The 18,843-nt window shown below is 63.1% G+C and carries 19 protein-coding genes; 13 read left to right on the forward strand and 6 right to left on the reverse strand.

Annotated elements, in window-relative coordinates:
• The first annotated feature begins 126 nt into the window (after positions 1-126).
• The 3 genes from D5400_RS08005 to D5400_RS08015 are packed head-to-tail and all read left to right on the forward strand — an operon-like array spanning position 127 to position 3,946.
• A complete protein-coding gene (locus tag D5400_RS08005; protein ID WP_126009322.1) occupies positions 127-741 on the forward strand; it encodes a (2Fe-2S)-binding protein in 615 nt (204 codons plus the stop codon).
• A complete protein-coding gene (locus D5400_RS08010) occupies positions 738-1,712 on the forward strand; it encodes an FAD binding domain-containing protein (protein WP_126009324.1) in 975 nt (324 codons plus the stop codon). Before D5400_RS08005 ends, D5400_RS08010 begins: the two co-directional genes overlap by 4 nt.
• Positions 1,709-3,946, forward strand: a complete 2,238-nt coding sequence (locus D5400_RS08015) for a xanthine dehydrogenase family protein molybdopterin-binding subunit (protein WP_126009326.1) — start codon at positions 1,709-1,711, stop codon at positions 3,944-3,946. Before D5400_RS08010 ends, D5400_RS08015 begins: the two co-directional genes overlap by 4 nt.
• Before the next feature lie 290 nt (positions 3,947-4,236).
• On the opposite strand, the gene D5400_RS08020 is transcribed toward D5400_RS08015, so the two are convergent.
• From D5400_RS08020 to D5400_RS08035, 4 genes are all read right to left on the reverse strand, one after another.
• Positions 4,237-5,553, reverse strand: coding sequence for a TRAP transporter large permease (locus D5400_RS08020; RefSeq protein WP_126009329.1), 1,317 nt, complete (start codon positions 5,551-5,553; stop codon positions 4,237-4,239).
• Position 5,554: 1 nt separating this feature from the next.
• Positions 5,555-6,055 (reverse strand): TRAP transporter small permease, encoded by a 501-nt coding sequence (locus D5400_RS08025; RefSeq protein ID WP_126009331.1) that lies wholly within the window; start codon positions 6,053-6,055, stop codon positions 5,555-5,557.
• 9 nt (positions 6,056-6,064) lie between these two features.
• Positions 6,065-7,021, reverse strand: a complete 957-nt coding sequence (gene dctP / locus D5400_RS08030) for a TRAP transporter substrate-binding protein DctP (RefSeq protein WP_126009334.1) — start codon at positions 7,019-7,021, stop codon at positions 6,065-6,067.
• 121 nt (positions 7,022-7,142) lie between these two features.
• Positions 7,143-7,565: a MarR family winged helix-turn-helix transcriptional regulator gene (locus D5400_RS08035; RefSeq protein WP_425364905.1), complete on the reverse strand. Its 423-nt coding sequence runs from the start codon at positions 7,563-7,565 to the stop codon at positions 7,143-7,145.
• 72 nt (positions 7,566-7,637) lie between these two features.
• On the opposite strand from D5400_RS08035, the gene D5400_RS08040 reads away from it, so the two are divergent.
• Both D5400_RS08040 and D5400_RS08045 read left to right on the forward strand, forming a co-directional pair.
• A complete protein-coding gene (locus D5400_RS08040) occupies positions 7,638-8,714 on the forward strand; it encodes a WD40/YVTN/BNR-like repeat-containing protein (RefSeq protein ID WP_126009339.1) in 1,077 nt (358 codons plus the stop codon).
• Between the two features lie 6 nt (positions 8,715-8,720).
• Positions 8,721-9,008 carry a MoaD/ThiS family protein gene (locus D5400_RS08045; RefSeq protein ID WP_126009342.1) on the forward strand — a complete coding sequence of 96 codons (288 nt, stop codon included), beginning with the start codon at positions 8,721-8,723 and terminating at the stop codon, positions 9,006-9,008.
• A gap of 60 nt (positions 9,009-9,068) precedes the next feature.
• Here the strand turns inward: D5400_RS08045 and D5400_RS08050 are convergent, their stop codons facing one another.
• The gene (locus D5400_RS08050) at positions 9,069-9,359 is read right to left on the reverse strand and encodes a DUF6074 family protein (protein WP_126009345.1); all 291 of its coding nucleotides are present in this window, start codon (positions 9,357-9,359) and stop codon (positions 9,069-9,071) included.
• Between the two features lie 521 nt (positions 9,360-9,880).
• Here D5400_RS08050 and osmF point away from each other — a divergent pair.
• From osmF to phnN, 8 genes are all read left to right on the forward strand, one after another.
• Positions 9,881-10,792 carry a glycine betaine ABC transporter substrate-binding protein OsmF gene (gene osmF, locus D5400_RS08055; protein WP_126009347.1) on the forward strand — a complete coding sequence of 304 codons (912 nt, stop codon included), beginning with the start codon at positions 9,881-9,883 and terminating at the stop codon, positions 10,790-10,792.
• Between the two features lie 86 nt (positions 10,793-10,878).
• On the forward strand, positions 10,879-12,084 hold the full coding sequence (locus tag D5400_RS08060; RefSeq protein ID WP_126009349.1) for an ABC transporter permease: 1,206 nt from the start codon (positions 10,879-10,881) through the stop codon (positions 12,082-12,084).
• Positions 12,081-13,022 carry an ABC transporter ATP-binding protein gene (locus D5400_RS08065; protein ID WP_126009352.1) on the forward strand — a complete coding sequence of 314 codons (942 nt, stop codon included), beginning with the start codon at positions 12,081-12,083 and terminating at the stop codon, positions 13,020-13,022. The genes D5400_RS08060 and D5400_RS08065 overlap by 4 nt, the downstream gene beginning before the upstream one ends.
• Positions 13,019-13,774 carry an ABC transporter permease gene (locus D5400_RS08070; protein ID WP_126009354.1) on the forward strand — a complete coding sequence of 252 codons (756 nt, stop codon included), beginning with the start codon at positions 13,019-13,021 and terminating at the stop codon, positions 13,772-13,774. Before D5400_RS08065 ends, D5400_RS08070 begins: the two co-directional genes overlap by 4 nt.
• A 16-nt stretch (positions 13,775-13,790) precedes the next feature.
• On the forward strand, positions 13,791-15,215 hold the full coding sequence (locus tag D5400_RS08075) for a protein adenylyltransferase SelO (RefSeq protein ID WP_126009357.1): 1,425 nt from the start codon (positions 13,791-13,793) through the stop codon (positions 15,213-15,215).
• A gap of 123 nt (positions 15,216-15,338) precedes the next feature.
• Positions 15,339-16,055 carry a DUF1045 domain-containing protein gene (locus tag D5400_RS08080; protein ID WP_126009360.1) on the forward strand — a complete coding sequence of 239 codons (717 nt, stop codon included), beginning with the start codon at positions 15,339-15,341 and terminating at the stop codon, positions 16,053-16,055.
• Positions 16,056-16,084: 29 nt separating this feature from the next.
• Positions 16,085-17,233, forward strand: coding sequence for an alpha-D-ribose 1-methylphosphonate 5-triphosphate diphosphatase (locus tag D5400_RS08085; RefSeq protein WP_126012946.1), 1,149 nt, complete (start codon positions 16,085-16,087; stop codon positions 17,231-17,233).
• Positions 17,233-17,826: a phosphonate metabolism protein/1,5-bisphosphokinase (PRPP-forming) PhnN gene (gene phnN / locus D5400_RS08090; RefSeq protein ID WP_126009362.1), complete on the forward strand. Its 594-nt coding sequence runs from the start codon at positions 17,233-17,235 to the stop codon at positions 17,824-17,826. Before D5400_RS08085 ends, phnN begins: the two co-directional genes overlap by 1 nt.
• Here phnN and choV read toward each other — a convergent pair.
• A complete protein-coding gene (gene choV, locus D5400_RS08095) occupies positions 17,816-18,841 on the reverse strand; it encodes a choline ABC transporter ATP-binding protein (protein ID WP_126009365.1) in 1,026 nt (341 codons plus the stop codon). The genes phnN and choV overlap by 11 nt on opposite strands.
• Between the last annotated feature and the right edge of the window lie 2 nt (positions 18,842-18,843).

The raw sequence follows: 18,843 nt of genomic DNA on the forward strand, positions 1-18,843 counted from the left end.
GCGCAAGTTTGGTCGAGCACCTCGACGCAGCGCTTTCGAATGGGCGGTACTTGCTGCGCTTTCTGTCCTGCCAATCACTCAACTCCTGCGGCATGACCGATGCCGCAGGAGTTTTTCTGGCTAGGCATGGAACATGAGCACCGTCGCTGGAACCTCAGCGAAGATGCTCGGTTAAGGTCTCAGGTCCGCCATTCGCGCGGATGCGAGCCTCAATCGACAAGGACTCCCATGCACTCGACCCAGCTCACGATCAACGGGCGCCGCGAGACCGTGAATGCGGATATTCGCACCACGCTTCTCGACGCGCTTCGCGAGAACCTCAACCTGACCGGGACAAAGAAGGGGTGCGACCAGGGCCAGTGCGGCGCTTGCACCGTCATCGTCAATGGCCGGCGCATCAATTCCTGCCTGTCGCTCGTAGCCAGTCATGAAGGCGACGACGTCGTTACGGTGGAGGGGCTTGCAGACGGTGAGGCGCTGTCGCCTCTGCAGCGCGCGTTTGTCACCCATGACGCTTTCCAATGCGGCTACTGCACGCCGGGACAGCTCTGTTCGGCGACGGCACTCCTGAAGGAGATCGAGGCCGGCGAGCCGAGCGTCGTCAGCAACGGCGAAATCATCTTGAGCGAAGAGGAAATCCGCGAGCGAATGAGCGGCAATCTTTGCCGCTGCGGCGCGTATAACAACATCGTGGACGCCATCGTCGAAGCGGCTGCGCAAGGCGGGGAGGCTGCCCGATGACCCCGTTTTCCTTCGAACGTGCCGAAAAGGCGTCCGCCTCGGCCGGTGTCCGTTATCTCGGTGGCGGCACAAATCTCATCGACCTGATGAAACTTGAGATCGAGCGGCCCGAGCGCCTCGTCGATGTGTCGCGCCTGCCCGGTGACATCCGGGAAAGCGATGGTGCGATCCTCATCGGCGCGAGCGTCACCAATGCGGCTCTTTCGGCGGATCCGCTGATCCGTGAGCGCTATGCGATGCTTTCGACCGCACTTCTGTCGGGCGCGACACAGCAGCTGCGCAACAAGGCCACGACCGGCGGCAATTTCCTGCAGCGGACACGGTGCCACTATTTCTATGACACCGCGCGTGCCTGCAACAAGCGCGAGCCCGGCAGCGGCTGCGATGCGCTTGACGGCCACAACCGCTTCCACGCTATCCTCGGCGCGAGCGAGCACTGCATTGCCGTGCATCCGTCCGACATGGCAGTGGCCATGGCGGCGCTCGATGCCGAGGTGCGCACGATCACGGCGGACGGCGAGGGGCGGACGATACCGGCCACCGATCTGCTGCGGCTTCCGGGCGATGCGCCCGAACGCGACCATGTGCTGGATGACGGTGAACTGATCGTGGAAGTGCGGTTGCCCGCCAACCCGCCCGCCCGCCAGCTCTATCGCAAGGTGAGGGACCGCGCGTCTTACGCCTTCGCCGTCGTCTCGATCGCCGTTGCCCTGGATGTGGAGGACAATGTGATGAAGAACGTGCGCATCGCGCTTGGCGGCGTCGCGCACAAGCCGTGGCGTGCGGACAAAGCCGAACGCGCGCTGGAAGGTGCTTTTGTCGATGCCAGCGTCTTCGCACAGGCTGCAGATGCCGAACTTCAGGATGCCGTCGGGCGCGGCGACAATGATTTCAAGATTCCTCTCGTGCGCCGCCTCATTATTACAGCACTGCGCGATGTCACGGACCTGTCTAAGGAGCACTCGGCATGAACGATCAACCGACCACCAAATGGATCGGACAGCCGCTCGATCGCGTCGACGGCCCGGCAAAAGTGACAGGTGCGGCGACCTATTCGGCCGACTATCGCGGCGATCAGCAGGCTGCGATCGGCTTCATCGTCGAGGCGACGATTGGCAGCGGCAAGGTTTCGCAGATCGAGACCGCGGAGGCAGAAGCGGCCGACGGGGTGCACCTGGTGATGACGCACCAGAACGCGCCGGAGCAGGCTCCCTTCGGCGACAATGCGGATGCCGGCCGGTTCGGCATGTCGCATGCCGTCCTTCAGAATGACGAGGTACGCTATTACGGAGCACCCGTCGCCTTCATCGTCGCCGACACGCTCGAACAGGCGCGCCACGCGGCAGGGCTGATCAAGGTCACGTATCAGGCCGATGACAGCGTCTTCGACGCATTCGAGCATGAAGACGATGCTTTTGCGCCCGACAGCCTCGATGGTGCCGAGGAAGCTGACGTCGACAAGGGCGATTTCGATGCCGTCTTCGCCGAAAGTGCCGAGACGCTCGACGCCACTTTCCACACCGCCGCGCAGCATGCCGCGGCGATGGAGCCCCATGCGACCGTGGCGGAATGGGACGGCGACAAGCTGACCGTCCACATCGCGGTGCAGATCCTGTCGTCGGCGCGCAAGGCGTTCGCCAACACGCTCAAGATCGATCCGGCCAATGTGCGCATCGTCACGCCTTTCGTCGGTGGTGGCTTCGGCTCCAAACTCGGCGTGCATAGCGAAGGCGTGCTGGCCGCACTTGCAGCCCGCAAGCTTCAGCGGCCGGTGCGGATCGCGCAGACGCGCCGCCATGTGTTCTCGAACGGCCCGCACCGCACCAACCATCGCCAGCGCATTCGTCTGGGTGCATCGGCCGATGGCAAACTGTTGAGCGTCGCCCATGAAACCCTCGGTGCCATGTCGCGGGATTACCCGTTCGCCGAGGCGGCCGCTTCACCCACCATGGCAAGCTACGCTGCCGAGGCGATGAAAATCCGGCACCGCGTGGTTGCGGCGAACATTCCTCATGTGGACTCCATGCGCGCGCCGGGCGAGGCGATCGGTACGCTCACCTATGAAAGCGCCATCGATGAGCTGGCCGTTCAGTGCGGGATCGACCCGCTCGAGTTTCGCCTCCAGAACGAGCCTGAGCAGGAGCCCGCATCCGGCAAGGAGTTTTCCACCCGTACGCTCGCGCGCTGCCTGCGTGAAGGTGCCGAGCTGTTCGGTTGGGAGAAGGGACCAGTGAAACCTGGTGCCTTGCGCGAAGGACCGCTTCTCATCGGGCGTGGACTTGCCGCAGCGATCCGGCCGAACATGATGCAGCCGGCGGATGCTGCAGCGGAACTCGATCGGGATGGGCGCCTCACTGTCGAACTCGACATGACGGATATCGGCACCGGTACCTACACCATCCTGACGCAGATCGCTGCCGAAACGCTTGGTCTGGATCCAAACGCGATCGCGGTACGGTTGGGCGATACCGACTACCCCAAGACATGCGGGTCAGGCGGCTCGTTCGGTGCCGGTAGCACGGGCACGGCGGTCTCCAAGGCGTGCGCATTGATCCGCGACACCATCATCGAACGCGCGGCGCGGCTCGACAGCGATTGGGCCGGCGTCAATTCAGGCGATCTGCGGATCGAAAACGGCAATGCCGTCGTTGCCGGACGCAGCCTTGCGCTTGGAGCCATACTGGATGCCATCGGCGGCGATAGCTTCAAGGGCAAAGGGCAAGTCGAGCCCGGCAAGGCGCATGAAGACCTCGCGCAATATTCCTATGGCGGCGTGTTCGCGGAGGTGTCCGTCAACGCCGATACCGGCGAAATCCGGGTTCGGCGGTTGTCTGGCGCATTCGATGCGGGCCGCATTCTGAACGAGAAGACCGCGCGCTCGCAGTTGATGGGCGGCATGATCTTCGGGCTCGGCGCTGCCCTGATGGAAGAAAGCCTGATGGACATGCGGTTCGGATCGTTCATGAACCGCGACCTTGCCGAGTACCACATCGCCGTCAACCGTGACGTTCCGCGGCTTGAGGTGAAGATGCTCGACACGTTCGACCAGAACTCCAACCCGCTCGGCAGCAAGGGCATCGGCGAACTGGGCATTTGCGGAACGGGGCCGGCGATTGCCAATGCCGTCTATGCGGCGACTGGCTATCGCACCCGGAAATTCCCGATCCATCTGGAGGATTTGCTCGACCATCTTCCGGCCCTCTAGGCTCGCTGGAGGCAATCCGCTCCGCCGGTTTCGGTGGGGCGGAACAATTACCCAGACCTTGGTGTTGTTTTGCCGATCACCGCGCAAACGAGGTGCGAGCAAAATGACCAGCCCAAATCTTGACGACCTTCAAGCGACCCCGGCCCAAGATTCTCTGGAGCCGCGTGTCCTGATCGGCGACGGCGATCTGATCGTGCCGTCTCAAGCAGTTGCGTCAGACATCCCTATGCCCGATCCGGATGTGCAGCGACCGGACCAGCTATGGGATCGCAGGCTCGACCGCTGGTAGACTAGCGCGCCAGAAGACCGGGCAGCCAGGTGCCGAGTTCCGGAACGGCGACGATCAATGCCAGCACGACCAGCTTTATCATGACGAAGGGCGTCACTGCGGCATAGATGTGCTTCATCGTGATCGATGAAGGGACGACGCCCTGCATGACGAAGAGCAAAAGGCCAAAGGGCGGTGTCAGAAGCGCGATCTCCATCGTCAGGAGATAGATGACGCCCAGCACGAGCAGATCGATCCCGACCGAGTTGGCGAGTGGGATGAAGATCGGGATCGTGATCATCAACATGCTCACCTGATCGATGAAGCAGCCGAGGAAGAGCAGGAGCAGGATCATCCCGATCAGGACCTGTATCGACGTCAGTTCCCAACCATTGATCAGGCCGATGAGGCCGCTGGTCGCCCCACTGAACGACAGGATCTGGCTGAAGGTCTGGCTGGCCGCGATGATGAACATGATCATCACGGTGAGCTTGACGGTCTCCATCAAGGCTTCGACGAGGTTTGCCCAGGTCAAGGATCGGTAGGCAAGGCTCGCGACCACGGCGGCAAGGCATCCGAGCGCGGCAGCGTCGGTCGGGGATGCGATGCCGACGATAAGGCTACCTATGACCGTTGCGAAGATGCCCGACAGCGGCAGAACGTAGACGCAAAACGGCCGCCAACGCTCCCACATCGTCATCTGCGGCAGCTCTTCGGACGGTGCCAGATCGGGTCGCATCAAGGCCGACATCACGATCAAGACGACGAACGCCGCCGACAAGATGAGCGCGGGAATGATCCCGGCAACGAGGATCTGCGAAATCGAAATGCCGGCAAGGCTGCCCAGTAGAACTGCCAAGGCAGAGGGCGGGATCAGCATCGCAATGGCACCGGATGCCATGATCGGGCCCATCGCCAGCGTCGGATGGTAACCCTTCTTCAGCATGCTCGGCATCAGCGTCGAGCCGAGCATGGCCGTATTGGCGATGGTCGAGCCAGAGAGGGCGGCGAAGATCGTGCCGCCGAATACGGTGACGACTGCAAGACGTCCGGGAATGCGCGTGACGAGCCGCTCCACCGCATCGATCGCCCGGTGCGCAACGCGCGACTGGAACAAGATTTCTCCCATCAGGATGAAGAGCGGGATCGGTGCGAGGGAATAGTTCGCGACCGACTGGAAGGCGTTTCGCGCCATCTGGATCAGGCCGTTTTCGCCGCCCAGGATGAAATAGGCGCCGACGACGTTGACGGCGATGAAAGCAAACGCGACCGGCAGGCCCGTGGCGAGCAGCAGAATAAGCGCGCCGAGCATCAGCGATAAAGTGAGCGCCCAATCCATGTCAGAGCCCTGCCTGATGCGCTTCGGTTTCGGGGCCGACCGCGGCGCGTCTCAGAAATTCCAGCGTCAGGAGAAGTCCGCCGATGAAGGGCGCGAGAAGCGGAACCCATTCCGGGATGACGAGGACGCCGCGCATCATCGACCCGCGTGACAGCGCAATCATCAAGGCGCTCAACGTCGCCCAAGTGAACAGCGCAGACAAAAGGGCGCCGAGAAGCGATGTCAGCCGATCGACGAGCAGTCGCCGCGCTGGGGAAAGGCCGGACAATACAATGTCGACGGAGACGTGGGCATTCTTGCGAAGGACCCACGGCGCGCCGAGAAAGGTTGCGGCCATCAAGCCCATCTCGATCGCATCGATCATGCCGTAGACGTTCTTGCCCGCGAAAAAGCGCAGGCCAACATTGAGGACGAGGACGAGCGTGATCAGGACGAAGACGATCCCCGCCAACACGGCGAAAGCGTGGATCGTCGCGTCCTGCAGGCGGGCAAGCGTGCGCATGAACGAAGCTTATTCCTGGAAGCAGCCCTGCAGCGTTTCCGCGAACTCCGGATTGACGGCCATCGCGCTTTCCCAGCCGGCATCCTGCGCGGCCTGAAGCCATGTGGCCGAGGCTTCCTCGCTGAGCTCGATGGTCTCGATGCCGGCTTCCGCCTGCGCCGCGCGTTCCTTCTCGTTCAGCTCGGCATTGTTGGCGTTCTGCTCTTCCAGCCACGCCATGCCTTCCTCGAGCAATGCGCGCTGCTCGTCGGTCAAGCTTTCCCATTTGTCGAGATTGACGAGGATTTCGACGTCGACCTGATAGAAGCCTGGGTCGACGCGGTAGTTGGTCTGCTCGTCCCAACCAAGGTCCAGCACACCCTGGATCGGCCAGCCATATCCGTCGATCGTGCCGCGCTCGAGCGCCGTATAGACATCGCCGGGAGCAGTGGTGACGGGCGTGGCGCCAAGCGCTTCGAACATGGCCTGGTAGACGGGGGTCGTGCGGATGGTGAGCCCGCTGAGGTCGGCGCTCTCGATCGGTTTCGTCAGATACAGGTGGAAGTTCACGCCATCGCCGGTGCGGCCGAGATATTTGACGTTCATCTTATCCTGGTGAAGCGTATCGACAGCCTCGTAGCAGCCATTTTCGCGCTGCTGCTGGATGGTCGTCTGGGCAAGCTTCAGTGCATCACCTTCCGGCAGCACATTGGTGTAGAAGGCCGCCGTCACGTTCGCCATATCGACGACGCCGGACGATACGGCATTTCCGACTTCGAACGGAGGAATGGATTCGGGCCCGCCGACGCTCTGGATCTGAAGCACGCCTTTGCCGTTCTCGTTGATCCACTGGACCAAAGCCTCATAGGGACGGGAGAAGGCAGTGCCGGTCGCGAAGCCCGAGACGGCGCGCAAGGTCGTTTCCTGCGCGAGCGCAGGGCCTGTCAGCAAAAGGCATGCGGATGCAATAAGCGTGAGCTTCTTCATGATCGTCCTCCCTTGATCCCGGCAAGCTTGGCAGATGCCAAACCTCTCCCAGCCGAGAAATATCCATTTGCATGTATCGATAGTCAGAAGCCAAAGCACGGTCAAGGCGGGACAGTGGCGGTCAGGCGATCTCGGCCAGGCGCTCGCGCAGCTCCGCGGGATCGGTGAGGCCGGCATCCAGATCGTCGTGGGTCGCGCGCCAGATGGGAGCCGCCTCTGCCAGCAGGGCTCTCGCTTCGTCGGTCAGCGATGGCAGGCGGCTGCGTTTGTCGGCCTTGTCGACGGCGAGCGTGACAAGCTCGCGCCGATGCAGCGGCTTCAGATTGGCCGTCAGTGTGGTGCGGTCCATCGCCAGGAAATCCGCGAGCTGTCCGATCGTCGGCGGGGCCGGTCGGTTCAGCGCCATCAGGATGGAGAACTGGCCATGTGTGAGGCCGAACGGGCGCAACGCCTCGTCGAAGCGGCGGGCCAGACGGCGGGCCGCGCGCTGCACCCGGAGGCACAGGCAGCGGTCGCGCACTTCGATGGTGGTTGAGAACGGCAAATCACCCGATTTTGACATGACAATATAATGTTGATATCAACGTAAATGTCCAGCGCAGTTGGGAGGCTCGTCGTGACACAATCCATCAATCTGCTGATCGGCACCCGCAAAGGTGCCTTCATCCTGAAAAGCAACGAGGACCGGCGCAGCTGGGAGATGTCGGGGCCGCATTGCGAAACCTGGCCGACCAATCATGTCGTCGGCGATCCCAAGACCGGCGCGATCTACGCCGCCGGCGGCAATGAGTGGTTCGGCCCGGCGGTCTGGAAATCGACGGACGGCGGCAAGAGCTGGACGCATTCAAGCAAAGGATTGGCCTATGCGGAGGGGGAGGATCCGGTGAAGGCCGTCTGGAGCCTCTGCGTCGCGCCTGATGCCATTTATGCAGGGGTGGAACCTGCCGGCTTGTTCAAAAGCACCGATGGCGGCGAAAGCTGGGTCCATCTGGGCGGGCTGCGCAACCATCCGAGCCGCGAGCAATGGATGCCCGGCGGCGCCGGCTTGATCCTCCATTCCCTGCTTGTCGATCCCGAAGACCCGCAATCGATCCATGTGGGCATCTCTTCGGCAGGCGTTTTCTATTCGGCTGATGGCGGCCAGACCTGGGAGCCGCGCAACAAGGGTACGCGCGCCGATTACATGCCCGAGGACCAGCGCTATCCCGAAGTCGGCCAGTGCGTGCACAACCTCGTGCGGGCAGCCGGCGGCAACGGGCGGCTCTATCAGCAGAACCATTGCGGCATGTACCGCAGCGACGATGCCGGAAAGACGTGGCAAAGCATCGAGGATGGCCTCCCGTCGAGTTTCGGATTTCCGGCAGCTGCGCATCCGCGGGATCCGGATACGGTGTTCATGGTGCCGCTCAATGGCGACACCAAGGGGCGCTACATGCCGGATGCCAAAGCCGCGGTATGGCGCACGCGGGATGGCGGGAAGACATGGGCTGATTTGCGCGATGGGTTGCCGCAGCAGGACGTGTACTTCAACGTGCTCCGTCAGGCGCTTTCGACCGACAGCCTGTCGCCGGCGGGTGTCTATTTCGGCGCGGCTTCGGGCGCGATCTATGGCAGCGCCAATGAGGGTGAGGGTTGGACGCTGATTGCGCAGAACCTCCCGCCGGTCGTCTCCGTCGAAACCATGGTCGCGTGATCGGCCATGGATGCGTCAGCGGCACGCCCGGTCGTCACGGTGAAGATCGCGGCCGTGCTTGCCGATCTTTTCCCCGGCGCGCCGCGCGAGTTCACGGTCCAAGCGCAATGTGTCGGCGAGATGATCGATGCGCTCGATCAGCAGTTCCCTGGAATGGGCGACCGGATCAGAGACAGTCGGCCCGCGATCCGAAAACACATGAACGTCTTCGTGGATGGGGAGCGGGCGACGCTCGACACGCCGCTGTCTCATCATGACGAAGTGTATGTGATCACCGCGATCAGCGGCGGCTAGGGTCATGGCTTGGTCGCGTTTCGGTACGATGAACCGGAATCCAACTCACCTGGAAACGCGTCACACCAGAAGCCGGATGCGCTGATAGTGGATTTCGGCGAGTTCGCGCTCGACCTCGGTGAGAAACGCGCCAACGGCCTCGTCCTGCTGCTCTTCGCTGAAGCCCAGCGCTGAAAGCTCGTTGAAGATCCCGCCCGCGAGTTCCTGCCGGTAGCGGTTGGCCGCTGCGGTCGTGCGCCGCTTGAGCAGTTGCGCTGCGGCTTCGCGCACGCGGCGCGCCTGGCTCGTCAGCGGGAACAGTGCGAGTTCACCAAAGCTGCCCGCATTGCTCTCTTCCGTCATCGTCGTCATCGTCATCGCCCCAAAACGCCCGACAATCATGCCGAGGCATACCCAACACAAGGAGCCGCTTCGCATTCCTTAAAACGCTGAACTGCCCATGCCATTCCTGCCGGATGCGTGCCCACTTCTTGACCCGCACGATCCAGCACCAGGCGGCTGCGAATCGCATTCCGCTTGTCGATGATGCTGACGTGGGGAAGTTTACGGATGGTTAGCGAGCCGTTATGAGCAAACGCCGCTAGAGGGCTGGAGATATTGACGAAAGATGAATTTCTGCGCGCCGCTGCCGATGCACTCTGGCTGACGGTTGATCGGCGCGAGGGGCCAGATCGCAGGCCGCAGAAGCGAACCGGCAGCGCCCGTCGCGCGAGGCGCATGCGGCAAAAAAGTGGCAGGCGCCTTGAACGTGCTGAAGCTTCCGCAACATAATGGCGCTTCGAGCGTTTGTTCCGGTGCTGAAAACAGCCGGCCGATCGCACCTCAAATCGCCACGCATCGCTGGGCCGAAATCCACGCTACAGGAGCCGCTCATGACCCGTCTCGCACTCGTCACCGCCAGCCTTTTCGGGGCGACGCTCCTCATGGGTACCGCCCATGCACAGGTCGTCGTCTCATCGAAGATCGATACCGAGGGCGGCGTCCTCGGCAGCATGATCATCCAGGTCCTCGAGCATGCCGGGATCGAGACAGAAGACCGCCTGCAACTCGGTGGCACGCCTGTCGTGCGCGAGGCGATTACCGCTGGCGAGATCGACATCTATCCGGAATATACCGGCAACGCCGCGTTCTTCTTCGACCGCGCGGAGGATGACATCTGGCGCGACGCCGATGCGGGTTTTGAGGAAGCCAAGTCGCTGGACTACGAGGCAAACCAGATCGTCTGGCTGACGCCTGCACCTGCCAACAACACCTGGGCGATCGCGATCCGAGAGGATGTGGCGTCCGAAAACAATCTCGCATCGATGAGTGATTTCGCGGCGTGGGTGAATGGCGGCGGTGAGGCCGTGCTCGCCGCATCCGCCGAATTCGTCAATTCCGAAGCCGGGCTTCCGTCCTTCCAGGAAGTCTACGGTTTTGAACTGACCGGCGATCAGCTGATCACGCTGTCGGGCGGTGATACGGCTGCGACAATTCAGGCCGCAGCACGCGAGACCAATGGGGCCAATGCAGCCATGGTCTACGGTACGGACGGCGGCATTGCGCCTTCCGGTCTTGTCGTTCTGGAAGACGACCAGAGCGTTCAGCCCGTCTACAACCCCGCACCGATCATCCGGGAGGAAGTTCTCGAGGCCAATCCGCAAATCGAAGAGGTGCTGACGCCGGTGTTTGAGTCGCTCTCGCTTGAAGCTCTCCAGCAGCTGAACGGACGCGTGCAGGTCGGTGGTGAGGCGGCAAGCGCCGTTGCCGAGGACTACCTGACGTCGAACGGCTTTCTGGACTGATCGACGGGGCGGTTTCTGCCGTTGCGTCTGGATGACGTGAAGATGCGGTCTGCCATCGCGGCAGCTGGAAAGAATTGCGAGGCGCAATGACCGCATCGGCACTTGTATTGGACGAAGAGACGTCGGGATGGGTCCGATTGGACAAGCTCGGCGTGTTGATCGCAGCCGGGGTCGGTCTCGTTCTTTTCCTCGCGCCGTTCGTCACCTTTGCTGCCAACCGCATCGTTCTCGGCGAAGGCCTAGGCATCGCCGAGGCGCTTCCCGGTGCGTGGGCCTATGGGCTCGTTCTTGTGTCCGTCGCCATCGCTCTCCTCGCAATCATACGCTCGCCCGTATGGCTGCGGCTTTCGGCCAGTCTTGCGGGCATCGCGTTGCTGGCGGTCTGCGTCGGCATCGCGGCTTCGGGGCTGGTGGAAGAGGGCGACACCGTTGCGCGTGTTTCACCCGCATCGGGCTTCTGGCTCTTGTTCGCCCTGTTCGGCTTGCTTGCCATGGATGCGCTGGCCCGGCTCAAGCTCCCGCCAATGCAGCGCATCGTGCTGGTCGTTCTTGCTGGTGCGGCGCTGGCGGTCTGCCTCGCCAGTGGATTGTGGGACGATCTCTCGGTCATGCGCGAATATCAGAACCGCGCAGCAAGCTTCGGCCGCGAAGCAGAACGCCATTTGTTCCTGGCGCTCGGGTCGCTGGGTGTCGCAGCGCTCGTCGGCATCCCGCTCGGCGTTCTCTGTCATGAGGTCAAGGCAGTGCGCGGCCCGGTGCTTGGCGTGTTGAACATCCTGCAAACGGTGCCGTCGATCGCGCTCTTCGGGCTTTTGATCGCGCCCTTGTCCTGGCTGTCGAACGCGGTTCCGGTGCTGCGCGACATCGGCATCAGCGGCATCGGCGTGGCGCCTGCCTTCATCGCGCTGTTCTTCTATTCGCTGCTGCCCGTGGTGGCGAACACGGTGGTGGGGCTTGCAGGCGTTTCGCCCGCCGTCACGGAAGCTGCAGCGGGCATGGGTATGACGGAACGCCAGCGGCTCTTCCGGATCAAGCTGCCGCTCGCCTTTCCGGTGATCCTGACCGGCATCCGCATCGTGCTCGTCCAGAATATCGGACTTGCGACGATTGCGGCGCTGATCGGCGGCGGCGGGTTCGGCGTGTTCGTTTTTCAGGGCGTCGGGCAGACGGCGATGGATCTGGTTTTGCTCGGGGCGTTGCCGACGGTGGCGCTGGCTCTGGCAGCGGCCGTGCTGCTCGACGCCCTCATCGACATGGTCCGGCCTGCCGGGCTCAAGGAGACTGCTCGATGATCGAGATCGAAAATGTGACCAAGCGCTACGGCGACAACACCGTCGTCGACGATGTGAGCCTGAGGGTCGAGAAGGGCCAGGTCGCCGTCATCGTCGGCACGTCGGGCTCGGGCAAGACGACGCTGTTGCGCATGGTGAACCGGTTGGTCGAGCCAAGTGAAGGCCGCATCCTGATCAACGGTCACGACACGCGCGACATGCCGGCCTACCAGCTGCGGCGGAAGATCGGCTATGCGATCCAGGGTCATGGGCTTTTCCCGCACAGGACGGTGGCGGAGAATATCGCGACCGTCCCGCATCTTGCAGGGTGGGACCGAGCACGCATCGACACGCGGGTCGATGAGCTTTTGTCTCTGTTTCAGCTGGAACCGCGGCACTATCGCGACCGCCATCCCGTCCAGTTGTCCGGAGGCGAACAGCAGCGCGTCGGCGTGGCCCGCGCACTGGCTGCCGAACCCGACGTCCTGCTGATGGACGAACCCTTCGGCGCCCTGGATCCGATCATTCGTGCGAAGGCGCAGGACGATCTGCTGGATATTCAGCGCAAGACGGGCGTTACGGTGCTGCTCGTCACGCACGACATGGACGAAGCGATGCGGCTCGGCGACCTGATCGCGGTGATGGCCGAAGGCAAGGTCGTGCAATATGCCGACCCGGCGACGCTGCTGGTGAAGCCGGCGACCGATTTCGTCGACAATCTGGTTGGCACGGCGGATCGACCGTTCCGGCTTCTGTCGCTGCGCAAGGTCGACGACGTGATGGAGCCGGGTGGGGCAGACGGTGGTGAACCCGTCCAGCCGTCGACGTCGCTTCGCGAGGCTTATGCCAACATGCTGTGGCAGGGCAGGGAGGCGCTGCCTGTCGTCGATGCATCGGGCGCCGCCATTGGTCAGGTGCGCCTTGCTGCCATCTCCCGTCTGGCAGCGCGCCCGGCATGAGACTGACGGTTGCCATGGTGGCGCGGCTCGTCGCGCTGGTTCTGTTGCTCGCCTTCCTGTTTGCGCCGTCGCTCTTCGAGCCGCTTTTGCGACCTCTGGCAGGTCCGCGCGCACCGGCCATCTACAACCAGGGCAGCCTGCTTTCTCTCACGCTCAGCCATATTGGCATCACGATCGCTGCCACGCTGTCCGCTACAGTGCTTTCCGTCGCGCTCGCAGTGATCGTCACCCGAGACTTCGGCCGCGAATTCCTGCCGCTCTCGCGATCGATTGCCAATATCGGCCAGACATTTCCGCCCGTCGCCGTGCTGGCGCTCGCTGTGCCGATCGTTGGTTTCGGGACAAAGCCGACGCTGATCGCGCTGTTTCTCTATGCGCTTCTGCCGGTCTTCGAGAACGCGCTGACGGGTCTGACGACGTTGCCTTCAAGCGTGCGGGAGGCCGCGCGCGGCATGGGCATGACCGGCTGGCAGCGGCTCACGCGCGTTGAACTTCCGCTGGCCTTCCCGGTCATTCTTGCAGGCGTGCGGCTCGCCTTCGTGATTTCGCTCGGAACGGCGACGATCGGCTCCACGGTTGCCGCCCCAACCCTGGGCGAAGTGATCATCGCCGGGCTGCTGTCCAGCAACACCGCGTTCGTGCTGCAGGGCGGCGTGATCGTCGCCATCATCGCCGTTCTGTCCTATGACGCGCTCAGTGCCTTGGAACGAAAGGCCGCTCGCAGGCTTGGACGTCCAGCGACTGCCATCTGAACCCGAAAGTTTTTCGATGCCGATTGACCCGACCTACCGCGCCGCACCGCGCCACCAGGCGCTTGGCCGTGACTTCTTCGACCCGGTCGAAGCCGCCGACTTTCCATCGACGACGCTGCGATACCGAAACCGAGACGCCGCTGCCGAGGTCGGGTTGTCCGGTTTGAGCGATGCGGAATGGGTGAATCATTTCGGGCGTTTCGAGCCGCTTCCGGACAATCTGCCGGAGCCGCTGGCGCTGCGCTATCACGGCCACCAATTCCGCCAGTATAATTCCGATCTCGGCGATGGTCGCGGGTTTCTCTTCGCGCAACTTCTGGACCGGGAAGATCGTCTGCTCGACCTCGGCACGAAGGGATCCGGCCAGACGCCATGGTCGCGCCAGGGCGATGGCCGCCTGACATTGAAGGGCGGTGTGCGCGAGGTCCTCGCGACGACGATGCTGGAAGCGCTCGGCGTCAACACCTCGCGCTCTTTCAGTCTCATCGAAACCGGCGAAGAGTTGATGCGGGGTGACGAACCATCGCCCACGCGCTCATCGGTTCTGGTGCGGCTCTGCCATTCCCACATCCGCATCGGGACTTTCCAGCGCTTCGCCTATCTGGAACAGCCCGACCGCATCGAGGCGCTGCTGCATCATGCGGTTCGCAACTACATGCCCGATTGCGCCCGCGCCGACACGAAAGCCACGGCGCTCGCGTTCCTGGACAGGGTCTGTCGAAACGTGGCGCGCACCGGGGCACAGTGGATGGCTGCCGGCTTCGTGCACGGCGTTCTCAACACCGACAACATCAACATCACCGGTGAGAGCTTCGATTACGGCCCTTGGCGCTTCCTGCCGGTGCTCGACCCGTCTTTCACCGCCGCCTATTTCGACCAGACGGGCCTCTATGCTTTTGGGCGGCAGCCCGAAACGCTCTTCTGGAACCTCGCGCGGCTGGCGGAATGCCTGCTGCCGCTCGCGCCGCTGGAAGATGTCGAGCCGATCGTGCGCGCGTTTCCTGATCACTATCGCTCAGCCTTCGACCGGCAGATCGTCGCGCGCCTCGGTCTCGAACCGCTCGATGCCGCTACCGACCGAGAACTCGCGGAGAGCTTCTGGAAGTTTCTCGCCGCAAGCGCCATGCCGTTCGAGCAGGCCTTCTTCGACTGGTTCGGCGGCGTGCCGGATCGTGCTGGCCGGAGCCCGGTCGCGGCCGAATATGCGGGCGAAACCTTCGCTCAGACCCGCGCGCTCATTGATCGTTACCAGACCCGTGCCGATATCGATCTCGCGCATCCGTCGCTCGCCGCGCTCTCACCGGTGACCGTGCTCATCGACGATGTCGAGCGAATCTGGTTCGGTATCGATACCGACGACGACTGGAGCGATTTCCACGAAACGCTGGATCAAATGGCCGATCTGCGCGATGCCTATAGGCTGAAGGAACGCGCTCGCTAGGAAGCCCGGGAATCCATTTGGGAGGATGTCGTTTTCCGTTCTTCCTTTCGTCAATCTGTCATGGTTATCGGTCATAGCCTCGGTCGCTCGTCAACGAAGACCGCTTTCGGAGACTGATTCACCATGCGTTATGCGCTCTATTTCACGCCGCCGATGAGCGACGCTCTGCAACGCACCGCATCGCGCTGGCTCGGCCGAAACGCGTTTTCGGGCGCAGCGCTCGACCATCCGGACGACACTGGCCTTGGCATCGACGACATCGCTGCCATCACCGAAGCGCCGCGCCGATACGGTTTCCACGCCACCATCAAGGCACCCTTTGCTCTGGCGGATGGGCTGACGAAGGCCGATCTGTTGTCGGAGATCATGCATTTTTGCGGCGAACTCGAGCCATTCGAACTGACGCCGCTTCGCATCGAGCGGCTCGGCCCGTTCTTCGCCTTGACGCCGAGTGCGCCGTCGCCCGCGCTCCAGGGCTTCGCCGATGCCGTCGTTCGTCGCTTCAACCGGTACCATGCGCCGGTGAGCGAGGCCGATCGGGCGAGGCGCAATGTCGATCGGCTGTCGGAACGGCAGGTGGCGTATCTGGACAGCTTCGGCTACCCTTACGTCTTCGAGGAATTCCGCTTCCACATGACGTTGACAGGGCCTGTCGATGCCGGCGATGCAGACCGGGTCGAGGCGGCGCTGCATCAGGTGTTTGCACCCTTCCTGGACAAGCCTGTATCCCTCAGCAATCTGGCACTCTTCGTGGAGCCGGAAAAAGGCGCACCATTCTCGGTGGATTCGCTGCATCCACTTGGATCCTTCAAGGCGGCGCGACGGGCAGCCGCACAATGACACTTCACGACAAGAATTTGCAGATACGGATGAGCACGGTGACCGAGACGATCTTAAAGAATGCGATGCTGGTTCTGGCCGATCGGGTGGTTGAGGGCCATCTCGTCATTCGTGACGGGATGATCGCGGAGATTGGCGAGGGAACGACATCGGCTCCCGGAGACGATCTCGACGGCGACTATCTGATGCCGGGCCTCGTCGAGCTTCACACCGACCACCTCGAAGGCCACTACGGCCCGCGACCAGGCGTGCGCTGGAATGCGATCGCCGCTGTGCAGGCGCATGACGCGCAGATCGCCGCGTCGGGCATCACCACGGTGTTCGACTGCCTGCGCATGGGGTCCGACGAAGACGGTGGCTTCAAGCCCGGCGAAATGCGTGAACTGGCGGATGCGATCGAGCAGGCGCAGCGCGAGGATCGGCTGCGCTCGGACCACTTCCTGCATCTCAGATGCGAGGTTTCGGCTGCCGATGTGCTGGATGCCTTCGACAAGTTCCGCAGCGACGACCGCGTGCGGCTCGCTTCGCTGATGGACCACGCGCCTGGCCAGCGGCAGTTCCAGACGATGGATCAGTACACGCTTTACTACAAGACGAAGCGCGGACTGACGGACGAACAGTTTGAGGTGTTCGTCGCCAAGCGGCAGGAACAGTCGGCCCGATATTCCGCCCCGCATCGCCGCGCGATCGCCGAGCATTGCCGGGGTGCCGGCGTGACACTCGCAAGCCACGACGATGCGACGCTCGACCATGTCGACGAGGCGATTGCCGATGGCGTCGGTCTTGCCGAGTTCCCGACGTCGAAGGAAGCCGCACGCGCGTCGCACGAAGCCGGCATGAGCGTGCTGATGGGTGCGCCGAACGTGGTGCGCGGCGGCTCGCATTCCGGCAACATCGCCGCCAAGGACCTTGCCGAAGCCGGTATCCTCGACGTTCTGTCCTCCGATTACGTGCCGTCGAGCCTCTTGCAGGCGGTGTTCAAGCTGGCTGACGATGTCGACGCGATTTCGCTGCCGCAGGCTGTGGCGCTGGTCACATCCACGCCAGCACGCACCGTTGGGATGGACGACCGCGGCGTCGTCGCCGTCGAAAAGCGCGCCGATCTGATCCGTGTTCGCAATCTCGATCAATTGCCGATCGTCCGAACCGTGTGGCGTCAGGGACGCCGCGTCATCTGATGGCGGAACGGTCGCCGAGAGATCCTGCTGGAACCTTGATCGTCGTGCTCGGTCCAAGCGGGTCGGGCAAGGATACGATCATCGATTTTGCGCGCGAGACGCTTCGAGGCCGAAGCGATGTCTTGTTCGTGCGCCGGGTGGTGACCCGCGACGCTGCCGTTCAGGCTGAAGATCATGACACGCTTGACGAGGCCGCGTTCCTGGCCGCCGAACAGGCGGGCGCCTTCGCCTTCACCTGGAAGGCCCACGGCCTGAGTTACGGCTTGCCGAGCTCGATGGACGGCCATCTTGCCTTAGGCGGCATCGCGATCGCCAACGGATCGCGTGCGACCTTGCCCGATCTGCGGCGACGCTATCCGACGCTCGTGCCGGTCACATTAGCGGTCGCTCCGGATGTGCTGGCGGCACGCATTGCCGCGCGTGGCCGCGAAAGCGAGGCCGAGATCGCGGCGCGGCTTCAGCGTGCGGAGCGGTTTGCGCTCGATACGCCGGACCTGACGATCATCGACAACAATGGCGCTCCGGAAATTGCCGGCCGTGCCTTCGTGCGCCTCATCGAGCAGGTGTCGGCGAGACATCACGCTATCGCTTGACGAGCGCGTTCAGGATGTCGGCGGGGCTGACGACGCCAACGATGCCGCCATTTTCCACTACCGCGAGCGAACTCGGATAGTGGTTGGCCAGTGTGCTCAGCATGTCTTTCACCGGCGTGCGGCGCTTGACGGATCCCCCGATCGCTTCCTTGGCGCCTGCTTGACCGGGACGCATGACGTCCTCCGCGCAGAGCACGCCGAGCGGATTGAGATGGGCGACGAATTCCTCGACGTAATCGTTGGCCGGACGCAGCACGATGTCCTCCGGCTTTCCCGCCTGGATGATGCGCCCGCCTTCCATGATGGCGATCTTGTCGCCGATCTTCACCGCCTCTTCGAGGTCGTGGCTGACGAAGAGGATCGTGCACTTCATGCGTTGCTGCAACTCGATCAGTTCGTCCTGCAGCTTCGTGCGGATCAGTGGGTCGAGAGCTGAAAAGGGCTCGTCCATTAGCAGGATCGGCGCGCCCGTGGCAAAAGCGCGGGCGAGGCCGACGCGCTGCTGCATGCCGCCGGAAAGCTCGTGAACCTTGCGGTCTGCCCAATCGGTGAGGCCGACCGTGTCGAGCTGAGCCGCGACGCGCTCCTTGCGTTCACTTGCCGGCATGCCCGACAGCTCCAGGCCGAAGCCGACATTTTCGGCAACCGTGCGCCAGGGCAGGAGGCCGAATTGCTGGAACACCATGGACACGCGCTCGGTGCGTAGCTGCCGCAGCGTCTTGCGGTCCGCCTTGGCGACATCGACCATGCCTCTGCCGGTTTCGACCATGACCGAACCGCGCGCCACCTTGTTGAGGCCATTGACGGCACGCAGCAGGGTGGATTTGCCCGACCCGGACAGGCCCATCAGCACGGCGATCTCGCCTTCGCCGACTTCCAGCGAGCAGTTGTGGACGCCCAGGACCTGATCGGTTTGCTGCTGGATCTCGCTGCGCTTCATGCCCTTGTCCATCAGCGGCAGGGCGATCTTGGGATTGTCACCGAAGACGATGCAGACGTCTTCGAATCGGATCATCG

Source organism: Georhizobium profundi, from assembly GCF_003952725.1.
Taxonomy (GTDB): domain Bacteria; phylum Pseudomonadota; class Alphaproteobacteria; order Rhizobiales; family Rhizobiaceae; genus Georhizobium; species Georhizobium profundi.

Bases quoted from the DNA above. Each gene is read 5' to 3' on its own strand.
- D5400_RS08005 (WP_126009322.1), top strand. From the start codon at position 127: ATGGAACATGAGCACCGTCGCTGGAACCTCAGCGAAGATGCTCGGTTA.
- D5400_RS08010 (WP_126009324.1), top strand. From the start codon at position 738: ATGACCCCGTTTTCCTTCGAACGTGCCGAAAAGGCGTCCGCCTCGGCC.
- D5400_RS08015 (WP_126009326.1), top strand. From the start codon at position 1,709: ATGAACGATCAACCGACCACCAAATGGATCGGACAGCCGCTCGATCGC.
- D5400_RS08020 (WP_126009329.1), bottom strand. From the start codon at position 5,553: ATGGATTGGGCGCTCACTTTATCGCTGATGCTCGGCGCGCTTATTCTG.
- D5400_RS08025 (WP_126009331.1), bottom strand. From the start codon at position 6,055: ATGCGCACGCTTGCCCGCCTGCAGGACGCGACGATCCACGCTTTCGCC.
- dctP (WP_126009334.1), bottom strand. From the start codon at position 7,021: ATGAAGAAGCTCACGCTTATTGCATCCGCATGCCTTTTGCTGACAGGC.
- D5400_RS08045 (WP_126009342.1), top strand. From the start codon at position 8,721: ATGGATGCGTCAGCGGCACGCCCGGTCGTCACGGTGAAGATCGCGGCC.
- D5400_RS08050 (WP_126009345.1), bottom strand. From the start codon at position 9,359: ATGACGACGATGACGGAAGAGAGCAATGCGGGCAGCTTTGGTGAACTC.
- osmF (WP_126009347.1), top strand. From the start codon at position 9,881: ATGACCCGTCTCGCACTCGTCACCGCCAGCCTTTTCGGGGCGACGCTC.
- D5400_RS08060 (WP_126009349.1), top strand. From the start codon at position 10,879: ATGACCGCATCGGCACTTGTATTGGACGAAGAGACGTCGGGATGGGTC.
- D5400_RS08065 (WP_126009352.1), top strand. From the start codon at position 12,081: ATGATCGAGATCGAAAATGTGACCAAGCGCTACGGCGACAACACCGTC.
- D5400_RS08070 (WP_126009354.1), top strand. From the start codon at position 13,019: ATGAGACTGACGGTTGCCATGGTGGCGCGGCTCGTCGCGCTGGTTCTG.
- D5400_RS08075 (WP_126009357.1), top strand. From the start codon at position 13,791: ATGCCGATTGACCCGACCTACCGCGCCGCACCGCGCCACCAGGCGCTT.
- D5400_RS08080 (WP_126009360.1), top strand. From the start codon at position 15,339: ATGCGTTATGCGCTCTATTTCACGCCGCCGATGAGCGACGCTCTGCAA.
- D5400_RS08085 (WP_126012946.1), top strand. From the start codon at position 16,085: ATGAGCACGGTGACCGAGACGATCTTAAAGAATGCGATGCTGGTTCTG.
- phnN (WP_126009362.1), top strand. From the start codon at position 17,233: ATGGCGGAACGGTCGCCGAGAGATCCTGCTGGAACCTTGATCGTCGTG.
- choV (WP_126009365.1), bottom strand. From the start codon at position 18,841: ATGATCCGATTCGAAGACGTCTGCATCGTCTTCGGTGACAATCCCAAG.